Consider the following 12,208-nt stretch of genomic DNA (forward strand, 5'->3'; position numbering starts at 1 on the left):
TTCCTGCGGCGTGCGCGGGGACAATGCCAAACTTCCGAAGTCGCGGTCAATCCTTGACCTTCGCAAGCTGCCGCACATCGCCGGCCCCGGCCGAGCCCCGGCCCGAAAGCGACGCGTTCTCCATGAAGAAACGGTGGCAGTTGAAGGCGTTCGGTCCGGCCTCGGCGCGCAGGAAGCTGCCATTGGGCTGCATCACCCAGCTTTGCGCCTCGTCGGCGAGATTGGCGGTCATGATCTGGTCGGTGATCTGCGCCTTCACCGTGGGGTTCGTGCATTCGACCAGTGTCTCGACCCTGCGGTTGAGGTTGCGGCCCATCCAGTCTGCCGACGAGATGTAGACGCGGGCATCGGGCGAGGGCAGGCCATAGCCGTTGCCGAAGCAGACGATGCGCGAATGCTCGAGAAAGCGGCCGATGATCGACTTGACCCGGATGTTCTCGGACAGGCCCTTGATGCCGGGCCGGATGCCGCAGATGCCGCGCACCACCAGCTCGATCTTCACGCCCGCATTCGAGGCCGCGTAAAGCGCGTCGATCACGTCGGATTCGATCAGCGAATTCATCTTGGCCCAGATATGGGCGGGCCGGCCGTTGCGGGCATGCTCGGTCTCTTCGGCGATCCGCTGCATCAGCGTCGATTTCAGCGACAGCGGCGAGATCGACAGGTTCTCCAGATGCGCAGGCTCGGCATAGCCGCCGACATAGTTGAAGACCTTGGTCGCGTCGCGTCCCAGCGCCGGATCGCAGGTGAACAGCGACAGGTCGGTATAGATCCGGGCGGTGATCGGGTGGTAGTTGCCGGTGCCGTAATGGGTATAGGTCACCAGCTGATCGCCCTCGCGCCGTACCACGGTGCTGATCTTGGCATGGGTCTTGTAGTTGATGAAGCCGTAGATCACATGCGCGCCCGAGCGCTCCAGCCGGCGCGACTGGCGGATGTTCGCGGCCTCGTCGAAGCGGGCCTTCAGCTCGACCAGCGCGGTGACCGACTTGCCGTCCTCGGCCGCCTCGCACAGCGCCTCGACGATGGGCGAATTCTTCGAGGTCCGGTAGAGCGTCTGCTTGATCGCCACCACATCCGGGTCGCGCGCCGCCTGCTGCAGGAAGCGCACCACCATGTCGAAGGTCTCGTAGGGGTGATGCAGCAGCATGTCCTTCTGCCGGATCGCGGCGAACATGTCGCCGTCATGGTCCTGGACGCGTTCGGGCACACGCGGTGTGAAGGGCGGCCACAAGAGGTCGGGGCGCTCGTCGATCACCAGTTCCTTCAGATCGGCCACGCCGATGATGCCGCGCACCTCGATCACCTCTTCCTCGGTGATGTGCAGCTCGCGGATGATGACCGAGCGCAGCCGTTCGGGCGCGCCCGCCGACAGCTTCATGCGCACCACCTCGCCGCGGCGGCGGCGTTTGAGCGCGACCTCGAATTCGCGCACCAGGTCCTCGGCCTCGTCCTCGACCTCGAGATCGCTGTCGCGCAGCACCCGGAAGGTGCAGCTTCCGACCTCGCGATAGCCCGGGAAGAGCGAGCCCAGATGCACCAGCAGCAGCTCTTCCATCGGCAGGAAGCGCTGTTGCCCGTCCTCGGCCGGCAGCCGCACGAATCGCTGGATCTGATGCGGGATCGGCAGCAGCGCCTGCAGCGGGTGGCCGTCCCGCTCGCGTTCAAGCTGCAGCGCCAGGCAGAAGCCGGTATTAGGAATGAAGGGGAAGGGGTGGGCCGGGTCGATCGCCAGCGGCGAGAGCACCGGAAACACCTTCTGCAGGAAGTATTCCTCGAGATGGGCGCGGTCGGCCGCGGTCAGCCGCGCGCGGGTGAGGATGTGGATGCCCGCATCCTCCATCTCGCGCCGGAGCCTGTTCCAGGCGGTCTGTTGCGATTGCAAAAGCTTGCGGGCGTCGCGGTCGATCAGCACCAGTTGCTCGGCCGGTGTCAGCCCGTCGGCAGCCGGCACGATGCTGCCCTTCCTGGCCAGCTCGCGCAGACCGGCCACCCGCACGGTGTAGAATTCATCGAGATTGGTCGCCGAGATCGACAGGAAGCGCACCCGCTCGAGCAGCGGCACCCGCGGATTGGACGCCTCTTCGAGGACGCGCCAGTTGAAGCCGAGCCAGGACAGCTCGCGATTATGGAACCGCTTCGGGCCGAGCCGTTGGGGTTCGGGGATCTCGACGGCATCCGGAAACGGGGCAACCAGGAAATCGGCTTGGGTCATGGCGGCGCTTATGGGCGATCACTGTGAAGGAAGGATGACATCTAATCGCGCGGCCCCGAGCCATTGTCCAGCACTTCGCGGGCGAGGCGAAGACCGGGCTTGCGGCCGCTGGCCAGGGCCTCGCGGTCGATCGCGGCCACGGTTTCGGCCGCTGCGGCGAAAGAGCGTTCCATGCGCCCGACGAGATAGTCGATGAGTTCGGGGCCGACGGCGATCTGGCGGTCCGAGAACAGCTTGACCAGCACCGCGGCCAGCAGCGCGTCGTCGGGCGGCGTGAGATGGGCGGTTGCGGCGGCCTGCACCCGGCTTGCGAGATCGGGCAGGTGCAGCCCCCATTCGAGCGGCGCGCGGCGGGCGGTCATCAGCAGCGTCCCGCCCTCGGCGGCCAGCAGGTTGTGCAGATGGAACAAGGCATCCTCGGCCGGCATCCGGCCCGCGATCCGGTCGGCATCCTCGACGGCGATCGCGCCATGGGCGGCCAGCGCCGGCAGCTCGGCCTGGGGCAGGTCGCGGGCATGGATCACCTCGGCCGCGGCGAGATCGGCCCAGACATGCACGAGATGGGTCTTGCCCGAGCCCTCGGAACCGATCAGCACAAGCTTGCGCGCGGGCCAGTCCTGCCAGGCCTCGATCTGCTGCACCGCAAGCGCATTGGCGGGGGCGACGAAAAAGGCGGCCCGGCCGCGGGCGGGCCGCACGGGAAGGTCGAATGCGAGTTGCCGGGCCATCTCAGGCACTATCCTCGTCGGAGGCGAGACCTTCGCAGGCGTCACTTTCGAAGGCGGGGGGCGCCTCCGGTCCGGTCTGGCCCGAGGTGCCGCGATAAAGCCGGCTGTCCTTGTATTGCGCGATGAAGAAGCGGGTGAGCACCCCCAGAGAGGCCGCCACCGGGACCGCCGCCAGCAGGCCGACGAAGCCGAACAGCGATCCGAAGGCCGACAGCGCGAAGATCAGCCAGACCGGATGCAGCCCGACCGAGCCGCCGACCAGTTTCGGCGTCAGCACATGGCCCTCGATCTGCTGGCCGGCAAGGAAGATGCCGCCCGCAATCGCGATCATCCACCACTCGCCCCAGAACTGGAACAGCGCCAGCCCCAGCGCCAGCGTGCCGCCCACCACCGCGCCGACATAGGGAATGAACGAGATCATCCCGGCGACGAAGCCCACGATCAGCCCGTAATTCAGCCCCAGAAGGCCCAGCGCCACCGCATAGAACACGCCCAGGATCAGGCAGACCGTGCCCTGGCCGCGGATGAAGCCCGCCAGCGTCCGGTCGACCTCGCCCGCCAGGCGACGGATCACCGGCGCATGGTCGCGCGGCAACAGCTTGTCGACCTCGGCCACCATCCGGTCCCAGTCCATCAGCAGATAGAAGGTGATGACCGGCACCAGCACGATCAGCACGACCAGATCGACGATGCCCACGACCGAGGTCAACACCCCGTTCAGAAGCTCGCCGCCCTTGGCCTGTATCGCCTCGCCGATGCCGGTCAGGGTCTTGCGGATGGTCGAGCCGTTATCGGCCAGGGACGGGAAGCGTTCGGTCAGGAAGGCATGGAGATGGCCCGCGATATCGGGTGCGGTATTGGCCAGCGCCACCGCCTGCTCGATCAGCGTCGGCAGCACCAGGAGCGCGCCCAGCACGAAGATCACCAGTGCGCAAAGCGTGATCGTCACCGTCGCGCCCACCCGCGACAGGCCTGCCCGCTCCAGCCGGTCGGCGACCGGATCTAGGAAATAGGCCACCGCCATCCCCACCAGGAAGGGCATCATCACATCGCCCAGCAGCATCAGGATCAGAATGATCACCGCTGCCGCGATACCCCAGTATTTTGCCTGCGCCCGGACCGGCAAGCCCATGCGTTCTCTCCCGTATCGGTTGCATTCCGTATTGGCCCAGACCGGGGCTCCGCGCAAGGGCGGCGCTTGTCTGGTCGTTCGCGATGACATAGGAGGGCAGGGACGTCAATTCACGAGGCCCGATCCGAAAATGCGCCTGTCCCGCTATTTCCTGCCCGTCCTGAAGGAGACCCCTTCCGAAGCCCAGATCGCCAGCCACCGCTTCATGCTGCGCGCGGGCATGATCCGCCAGCAGGCGGCGGGGATCTATTCCTGGCTGCCGCTGGGCTTCAAGGTGCTCAAGAGGATCGAGGCCATCGTCCACGAGGAACAGATCCGCGCGGGCCATATCCCGATGCTGATGCCGACCCTGCAATCGGCCGATCTGTGGCGCGAGAGCGGGCGCTACGACGCCTATGGTCCCGAGATGCTGCGGATCACCGACCGCCATGGCCGCGACATGCTGTACGGGCCCACCAACGAGGAGATGATCACCGACATCTTCCGCGCGCATGTGGCCAGCTACAAGGATCTGCCGCTGACGCTTTATCACATCCAGTGGAAGTTCCGCGACGAGGTCCGTCCGCGTTTCGGGGTGATGCGGGGCCGCGAATTCTACATGAAGGACGGCTATAATTTCGACATCGACTACGACAGCGCGATCCATGCCTATAACCGGCATATGGTCAGCTATCTGCGCAGCTATGAACGGATGGGGCTGAAGGCGATCCCGATGCGCGCCGATAGCGGGCCGATCGGTGGCGACGACACCCATGAATTCCTGGTGCTGGCCGATACCGGCGAATCCGAGGTGTTCTATGACAGTGCCATTCTCGATCTGACCCTGGGCGCGCGGCAGGTGAATTACGACGACCGCGCCGAATGCGCGCAGATCGTGAAGGAATGGACCGCGCCCTATGCCCGCACCGACGAGACCCATGACGAGGCGCTTTACGCCGCCATCCCCGAGGACCGCCGCAAGACCTCGCGCGGGATCGAGGTCGGCCAGATCTTCTATTTCGGCACCAAGTATTCCGAGCCGATGGGCGCCACCGTCGTCAATGACAAGGGCGAGCGGGTGCCGGTCCATATGGGCAGCCACGGCATCGGCGTGTCGCGTCTGGTCGGCGCGCTGATCGAGGCCAATCATGATGACAGGGGCATCATCTGGCCCGAAGGCGTGACGCCCTTCCATTGCGGCATCGTCAATCTCAAGCAGGGCGATGCCGAGGCCGACGCCGCCTGCAAGGGGCTCTACCAGGCGCTGACCGAGAAGGGGCTCGAGCCGCTTTACGATGACCGCGAGGAACGCGCCGGCGCCAAATTCGCCACCATGGATCTGATCGGCCTGCCCTGGCGGATCACCGTCGGCCCGCGCGGGCTGAAGACCGGCGTGGTCGAACTGACCTCGCGCCGGACCGGCGAAAGCGAGGAGATGAGCCCCGAGGCAGCCATCGCCCGGGTCGCCGAGATCTACGCGCCCCACCGCACCGGCTCGCATTGGGAGCCGATGGCAAAATCGAGCTTCCATACCTGGCTCTGAACGGCAGGCCAGGGGTCTGGGGTAGCGCCCGGATTGTCGAGATGAAAGCCGGCGCGGATACCGTGCGCGCCGGCCTTCATATGTGCCCCCGGGGCCCGGACGCGCGGATTGGTGCGCTGGTGGTCTGTTCGCTTCGCGAGGCGGGCGATGGTTTGCGGGATCGAAGCTGATATCGGTCTCGACCCACCGCTGCACCCCTGCGCCGACGGCGCAACCCGACAGTCTTGTCAGCGGCGAAGCCTGTTCGGGCAAAATCAATGATTGTAAAATAAATACAATTTCCTGTCTTTGGTTCGGTGTGGTGGCCGCACGGGCCCTATCAGCGCAGCGCGACGCCTGCGATCAGCCGTTTTTGTGCCTCGGACACGCCCCGGATGAGGCAGTTTCCGGATCTCGACGCGGTCCGGCAGGTCCAGATACCGCGCGCTTTGCCGGGACCTGTCGCCCGAGACGCAGGCCCAGAGTCTCGCTCGCGTCCATCACGAGGCTTCGGTTATGGACAGCGCTTTCCTTCAGAACCCGCGCGGGCCGGTTGGCCGGGGCATCGTACCAAGGGATGGCCTTCATTGGCAGACAGGCGCACAGGGGAAGGCCGTTGGCCTCGAGCGCCCGTCCCGGCAAGGGGGCGCTGTCGGCTCGCCGTTCATCCCCCGATCTCGCCGGTCTTCCGCGCAGCGCCGCCCCATCCGTGAAAGGGGGCTCGGCTCCTGCGGGATGGCGTCCAGCCGACCGGGGCCGCAATCACAGGAGGCAATTTTCGGGATCACGCGCGGCGCTTCGGATGCACCGGCTCGCATTGGCATGGACGGTCTGGCCTGATTGCTGGCGGGGTCAGAACGCGTCTTCGACCCGAACGGGCCCGCCAGGGTCTCCGCCTGTCCCGCCTTCACGAAAGCGCGGGCGATCCGGCCTGCCCTTGACCCCGATCCGCAAATCCTGCTCTTTGCGCCCGGCACAGCGACCGGAGATCCCATGACCGCCGTCCCCTTCTCCCGTTTCGAATGGATGATCGCCTGGCGCTATCTGCGCGCCCGCAAGGCCGAGGGCGGGGTCAGTACCATGACCTGGATCAGCCTCGCGGGCATCACGCTTGCGGTCTTCGCGCTGATCGCGACGCTGGCCGTGCGTTCGGGCTTTCGCGAGGAATTCGTCGACACCATCCTCGGCGCCAATGCCCATGTCACGGTCTATGCCGCAAGCGAGGTCAACGCCGCCGGTGTGCGGAGCCGGACCATCTCTGACTACGAGCCCATCGCCGATAAGTTGCGCGCGGTGCCCGGCGTGACCCGGGTCGCACCGCTGATCAAGGGCCAGGTGATGGCGGCCGCCCCAGGTGGCACCGCGGGCGTCGAGGTCTTCGGCATCGCGCCCGCCGATCTGGCCACGATCCCGCGCATCGCCCATCCAGAGGCGCGGGCGGGATCGCTCGAGCGGTTCGGCGAGGGCATCGCCATCGGCTCGGGCGTGGCGCGCGAGCTGGGGGTCGGCATCGGCGACCGGATCCGGCTGATCTCGCCCGACGGGGTCAAGACGCCCTTCGGTACCTCGCCTCGGGTCAACGCCTACAAGGTCACCTATATCTTCACCGCCGGGCGCTACGATATCGACCGCACCCGGGTCTACATGCCTTTCGCCGAGGCCCAGAGCTATTTCAACCGCGAGGGCGTGGCCGATGAATTCGAGGTGATGGTCGCGGATCCCGAACATGTCGACGCCCTGACGCCTGCGCTTCTGCGCGCGGCGGGCGAGCGGGCGCTGATCTGGAGCTGGCGCGACGCCTCGGGCTCGTTCCTGCGCGCGCTCGATGTCGAGGATAACGTGATGTTCATCATCCTCTCGATCCTCGTTCTGATCGCGACCATGAACATCGTCTCGGGGCTGATCATGCTGGTCAAGAACAAGGGCCGCGACATCGGCATCCTGCGCACCATGGGGCTGTCCGAGGGCTCTATTCTCAGGGTGTTCTTCATCTGCGGCGCTTCGGTCGGGCTGATCGGCACCGCCTTCGGGGTGGTGCTGGGCTGTCTCTTCGCGATCTATATCGACCCGATCTTCTCCTTCGTGAATTACGTGGCGGGCGGGGGCGTCTGGGACCCCTCGATCCGGGGCATCTACAATCTGCCCGCCAAGCTGGAACTCAAGGATGTGCTGTCCGCGGTGATCCTGTCGCTGGGCTTGTCCTTTGTCATCACCCTGTTTCCGGCCCGCCGCGCGGCCCGGATGAACCCGGTCGAGGCGCTGCGCTATGAGTGATCCCGTGCTGAGCCTCGAGGCGGTCGAGAAATGCTACAACCGGGGCCTGCCCGGAGAGGTCATGGTGTTGCGGGGCGCCTCGCTGAGGGTCGTGCCCGGCGAGGTGGTGGCGCTGGTCGCGCCGTCGGGGGCTGGCAAATCGACGCTTCTGCATATCGCGGGGCTGCTCGACACGCCCGATAGCGGGGCGGTACGGATCGCCGGGGCCGACATGACCGGCCAGAGCGACCGCCGCCGGACGGCGGCACGCCGCGCCGATATCGGCTTCGTCTACCAGTTTCACCATCTGCTGCCGGAATTTACGGCCCTCGAGAACATCCTGTTGCCGCAACTCGCCGCCGGGACGTCGCGGGCGGCGGCCGAGGCGCGGGCGATGGATCTCCTGACCCGGGTCGGTATCGCGCCTCGCGCCGGGCACCGGCCGGCCGCGCTGTCGGGCGGCGAGCAGCAGCGCGTGGCCTTCTGCCGGGCACTGGCCAACCGGCCGCGGCTCCTGCTGGCCGACGAGCCGACCGGCAACCTCGATCCCGGGACCTCCGAGACCGTTTTCTCGGCGCTCATGGAACTGGTGCGCGACACCGGTCTTGCGGCCCTGATCGCCACGCATAATCTCGACCTTGCCGCGCGCATGGACCGGACCCTGCATTTGGAGGCCGGGCGGCTGGTCTGACGCGGAAGCTCTCGGAGAGGAGGGGCTGCGGACGCCCGGATAACGGCCATGCCATGAGGCTACCGCCCCCTCTGACAGATTTCCGAGGCTTGCGGTCAGGGGGGCAAGGCAGTGCCGCCTGAGTGGGTCTTCTTGCCTGGGCGATAGTGGCCAGGGCTGCCGGAGGTCAGGACCGATAAACCTGTTTGAGACTGCATCGCCTGCCTGTTTCAGGCTGCCCGGGCAGCGAGGGCATAAGGAGCGGGCCTTTCTGGTTGAGCGAGGCACATATCGAACGGCTTCGGCCGTTTGTCGGAATAACAGTCGCCCGGACTGTCTTCTGATCCTCCAGACACCCGCAATTTCAAGGCAAGACCCGTCTGTATGACCGCCGGGGTCAGATCGGGTCCATTTCCTGAAACGGGTTACAGCGGCAGGACCCGCCCGCCATGTATGGGCTGCCGCAGATTGTTCTGCTACCGGGGCGGCCGCTGCTCCGGCATGGGCATGTTCGCCAGGGGCTTCACCAAGCTCGCTCAGCCGGGGTCGGATCGCGACGTCATCATGATTGACAATGTACGCCTCAATCTGGCCGGTTCGGTCGAGCCTGGCCTGCATGACCGAGTGGGCGGAAGGAGAGGTCCACTGCCACCTGTCGCGTGGTCCGCGAGGCCACGCTCGCTTGAGGCTCGCAAGGCGCGTGTCCCGAGACTGTGCGATGGAAGGAGCGGATGACGGTGTTACTGTTCGACGGGACGCGGTCCGGGCTCAGGCGGCGGGCCGGTTCTGACGATGGCCGGAGGCACCGAAGCGCCCCTGAGAGGAGCCGTCCTCTTCGGTGTGGAAGAGCTCGACCTGCCGGCCGAGATCTTGGGCGTCGCTGGCGAGGACCTGGCTGGCGGCGGTCGACTGCTCGACCATGGCCGCGTTCTGCTGGGTGACCGTATCGAGCTGCGAGACGCCGGTATTGATCTCGTTCAGGGTGAAGGACTGATCGGAGACGCCTGTCGCGATCTGGCCGATATGGCTGTAAATCCCGGCCACGGCCGAGATGATCTTCTGCAACTGATCGCCCGCGCTGCTGACCAGCCCGACCCCCTGCTTGACGCTTGCCGAGCTTTCATGGACCAGCCCCTTGATTTCACCGGCCGCGTCGCTGGCACGCTGGGCCAGGGCGCGCACCTCGGAGGCGACCACGGCAAAGCCCCGGCCGGCATCGCCGGCACGGGCCGCCTCGACCCCGGCGTTCAGGGCCAGCAGATTGGTCTGGAAGGCGATATCGTCGATGACGCCCAGGATCTGGCCGATCTTGCGCGAGGAGGCTTCGATATTCGACATCGCGCCGACCGCGTCCTCGACGATCTTGCCGCCCGCCTCGGCGGTATTCTGGGCGTTGCTGGCCGATGCCTCGACTTCCTTGGCCAATGTCGCGGCCGAGCGGGCGCTTGCGGTCAGTTCCTCGATCGCGGCGGCGGTCTGTTCCAGCGTCGCCGCCTGGGTTTCGGTGCGCTGGGACAGATGCGAGGAGGCATCGCCAACCTCCTTGGCGGTGCGTTCGACCTTGCCCGAGAGGGACTTGACCGCCGACATCGCGGAGGACAGCTGCGCGACGGCGGTGTTGTAGGCCTTGCCGAGAATGGCGAGATCGGGGAGTTTCGAGATCGGGACGCGATGGGACAGATCGCGTTGCTGCAGATGTTCGAGCCCTTTGGCGATGGCCTCGATCCCGTGCTGACGCTCGGTGATGTCGGTGGCGATCTTGAGCACCCGGGTGGTCCGGCCGGTCTCGTCGACATGGGCCGCATAGGTGGCCTGGATCCAGACAACCTGCCCATTCTTGTGGAGGCGTGGAAACTGGTCGGTGAACGACTTGCCGTCGGCCAGAGCCTTCCAGAAATTGCGATAGGCCTCGGTCTTGACATAGGCCGGATCGACGAACATCGAATGGTGCTTGCCCACGACTTCATCCAGGGCGTAGCCGAGCACATCGAGGAAATTGGCATTCGCGGTCAGGATGGTGCCGTCCGGCGCGAATTGAATCGTCGCCTGGGTCCGGTCGATCACCGACATGAAGACTTCCGCGATCGCATGCGCCTCTTTCTCTGCTGCAGATTTCCTGGGCCGTCCGAACATGGCGATGACTTCTCTCCGGGGTAATGGGAAGCAGGCTGACCTTACGTCCTTTTGCCTCTATAGTGAGAAGTTCTTCAAAATCCGGTTAAGAGAACTGCCCATTGGGCGGACCCGGTTGCCGCGACCGGTCCGGGCCGGAGGCGGCGTTGAGACCGGCCTTGCGACGGGCTATGATCGGGGCGCTGTGCATGGGCGGGCAGGCATGCCGCCTCTCGTTCCCTGCGCCGATGCGGCGGGCTCCGGGAGGTTGGCGGGATGTGTGGCGGCGACAGCCGGCAGAGCGTGGCGGGGGCCGGACAGGGGCCGGACGCTTCGGAGAGCGCCCCGCCGCGGCGCATCCTCCATGTCGACATGGACGCCTTTTTCGCCTCGGTCGAACAGCGCGACCGGCCCGAGCTTCGCGGTCGGCCGGTTGCGGTCGGGCATGGTCGCTCGCGCGGCGTCGTGGCGGCGGCGAGTTACGAAGCGCGGGAATTCGGGGTGCGCTCGGCGATGCCGTCGGTGACGGCGCTGCGCAAATGTCCCGAGCTGATCTTCGTGCCGCCCCGTTTCGATGTCTATCGCGGGATCTCGGCCGAGATTCACGCGATTTTCGCGGATTATACAGAGCTCGTCGAGCCGCTGTCGCTGGACGAGGCCTATCTCGACGTCAGCCTTGCCTGCGCCGGCGGCCGGCCGGCCAGCGCGATCGCGGAAGAGATCCGGGCCCGGATCCATGCAACGACCGGGCTGACCGCCTCGGCCGGGGTGAGCTACAACAAGTTTCTCGCCAAGCTCGCCTCGGATCAGAACAAGCCCGACGGTCTGACGGTGATCCCGCCGCGCCGCGCCGGGGCCTTCGTGGCCGGGCTGCCGGTCGGACGGTTCCACGGGGTCGGGCCGGTGACCGAGGCGAAGATGCACCGGCTCGGCATCCGCAGCGGGGCCGATCTGAGGGCAAGGAGCCTCGCCTTCCTGCAGGCGCATTTCGGGTCCTCGGCCGCGCATTACCATGCCATCTCGCGGGGGATCGATCCGCGTCCCGTCCGGCCCGACCGGCCGCGCAAGTCAATCGGGGCCGAGACCACGCTGTCGCAGGATCTGAGCGCGCTGGAGGCCGCGACCGAGGTGCTGGAGCGGCTGGCGGCCAAGCTGTCCGGCCCCTGCGCCGAGAAGGGGCTGGCGGGGCGGACGGTGACGCTGAAGGTCCGGTTCACGGATTTCGAGCAGATCACCCGGCGGCGCACGCTGTCCCGGCCGCTGACAGAGACCCATGAAATGCTGGAGGTGGCACGGCAGCTTCTGGCCGGTCTTCATCCCTTTCCGCGTCCGGTGCGGCTGCTTGGGATCACGCTTTCGGGGCTTGTGCACAGGACGGAGGGCGCCGCCGCGAGACAGCTCGACCTGTTCGACGAGGCCGGCCCGGGGGGCGGCTGAGCGGCCCGCCCGGGCGGGCCCGGCGACAGCGCTGTGGGGCGCGCGCGTCGGCCCTCAGGCGGCTCCGACCTTCGGTCAGGCTCTGCCGGTGAAGGCGGGCGGGCCTTTCCTGCCGGGGTCTCAACGCCCCCGGCCGGTCCCGGGCCTGTCCGGTTTGGCC

At 66.7% G+C, this 12,208-nt stretch carries 8 protein-coding genes; 4 read left to right on the forward strand and 4 right to left on the reverse strand.

Annotation, left to right across the window (positions count from 1 at the left end):
- Positions 1–46 precede the first annotated feature (46 nt).
- Genes B5V46_RS08805 through B5V46_RS08815 form a run of 3 tightly spaced genes read right to left on the reverse strand, consistent with a single transcriptional unit; the run spans position 47 to position 4,075 of the window.
- Positions 47–2,215 (reverse strand): RNA degradosome polyphosphate kinase, encoded by a 2,169-nt coding sequence (locus tag B5V46_RS08805; RefSeq protein ID WP_080616259.1) that lies wholly within the window; start codon positions 2,213–2,215, stop codon positions 47–49.
- 41 nt (positions 2,216–2,256) lie between these two features.
- The gene (locus B5V46_RS08810) at positions 2,257–2,943 is read right to left on the reverse strand and encodes a DnaA ATPase domain-containing protein (protein WP_080616260.1); all 687 of its coding nucleotides are present in this window, start codon (positions 2,941–2,943) and stop codon (positions 2,257–2,259) included.
- Between the two features lies 1 nt (position 2,944).
- Positions 2,945–4,075, reverse strand: a complete 1,131-nt coding sequence (locus B5V46_RS08815; RefSeq protein ID WP_080616261.1) for an AI-2E family transporter — start codon at positions 4,073–4,075, stop codon at positions 2,945–2,947.
- Positions 4,076–4,205: 130 nt separating this feature from the next.
- Between B5V46_RS08815 and proS the strand changes: the two genes are divergently transcribed.
- The 3 genes from proS (at position 4,206) to B5V46_RS08830 (ending at position 8,520) form a co-directional block, all read left to right on the forward strand.
- The gene (gene proS / locus B5V46_RS08820; RefSeq protein ID WP_080616262.1) at positions 4,206–5,597 is read left to right on the forward strand and encodes a proline--tRNA ligase; all 1,392 of its coding nucleotides are present in this window, start codon (positions 4,206–4,208) and stop codon (positions 5,595–5,597) included.
- 972 nt (positions 5,598–6,569) lie between these two features.
- Entirely contained in the window at positions 6,570–7,850 is a 1,281-nt protein-coding gene (locus B5V46_RS08825) for a lipoprotein-releasing ABC transporter permease subunit (RefSeq protein WP_080616263.1), read from the forward strand.
- On the forward strand, positions 7,843–8,520 hold the full coding sequence (locus B5V46_RS08830; protein WP_080616264.1) for an ABC transporter ATP-binding protein: 678 nt from the start codon (positions 7,843–7,845) through the stop codon (positions 8,518–8,520). The genes B5V46_RS08825 and B5V46_RS08830 overlap by 8 nt, the downstream gene beginning before the upstream one ends.
- Before the next feature lie 747 nt (positions 8,521–9,267).
- On the opposite strand, the gene B5V46_RS08835 is transcribed toward B5V46_RS08830, so the two are convergent.
- Positions 9,268–10,569: a PAS domain-containing methyl-accepting chemotaxis protein gene (locus tag B5V46_RS08835; RefSeq protein ID WP_231119272.1), complete on the reverse strand. Its 1,302-nt coding sequence runs from the start codon at positions 10,567–10,569 to the stop codon at positions 9,268–9,270.
- Between the two features lie 318 nt (positions 10,570–10,887).
- Between B5V46_RS08835 and dinB the strand changes: the two genes are divergently transcribed.
- Positions 10,888–12,048, forward strand: a complete 1,161-nt coding sequence (gene dinB / locus B5V46_RS08840) for a DNA polymerase IV (protein ID WP_080616266.1) — start codon at positions 10,888–10,890, stop codon at positions 12,046–12,048.
- Positions 12,049–12,208: the final 160 nt, after the last annotated feature.

The sequence above is a fragment of the Rhodovulum sp. MB263 genome, assembly GCF_002073975.1.
Lineage (GTDB): Bacteria > Pseudomonadota > Alphaproteobacteria > Rhodobacterales > Rhodobacteraceae > Rhodovulum.

Coding starts and splice junctions, on each gene's coding strand:
- B5V46_RS08805 (WP_080616259.1), bottom strand. CDS start 2,215: ATGACCCAAGCCGATTTCCTGGTTGCCCCGTTTCCGGATGCCGTCGAG.
- B5V46_RS08810 (WP_080616260.1), bottom strand. CDS start 2,943: ATGGCCCGGCAACTCGCATTCGACCTTCCCGTGCGGCCCGCCCGCGGC.
- B5V46_RS08815 (WP_080616261.1), bottom strand. CDS start 4,075: ATGGGCTTGCCGGTCCGGGCGCAGGCAAAATACTGGGGTATCGCGGCA.
- proS (WP_080616262.1), top strand. CDS start 4,206: ATGCGCCTGTCCCGCTATTTCCTGCCCGTCCTGAAGGAGACCCCTTCC.
- B5V46_RS08825 (WP_080616263.1), top strand. CDS start 6,570: ATGACCGCCGTCCCCTTCTCCCGTTTCGAATGGATGATCGCCTGGCGC.
- B5V46_RS08830 (WP_080616264.1), top strand. CDS start 7,843: ATGAGTGATCCCGTGCTGAGCCTCGAGGCGGTCGAGAAATGCTACAAC.
- B5V46_RS08835 (WP_231119272.1), bottom strand. CDS start 10,569: ATGTCGGTGATCGACCGGACCCAGGCGACGATTCAATTCGCGCCGGAC.
- dinB (WP_080616266.1), top strand. CDS start 10,888: ATGTGTGGCGGCGACAGCCGGCAGAGCGTGGCGGGGGCCGGACAGGGG.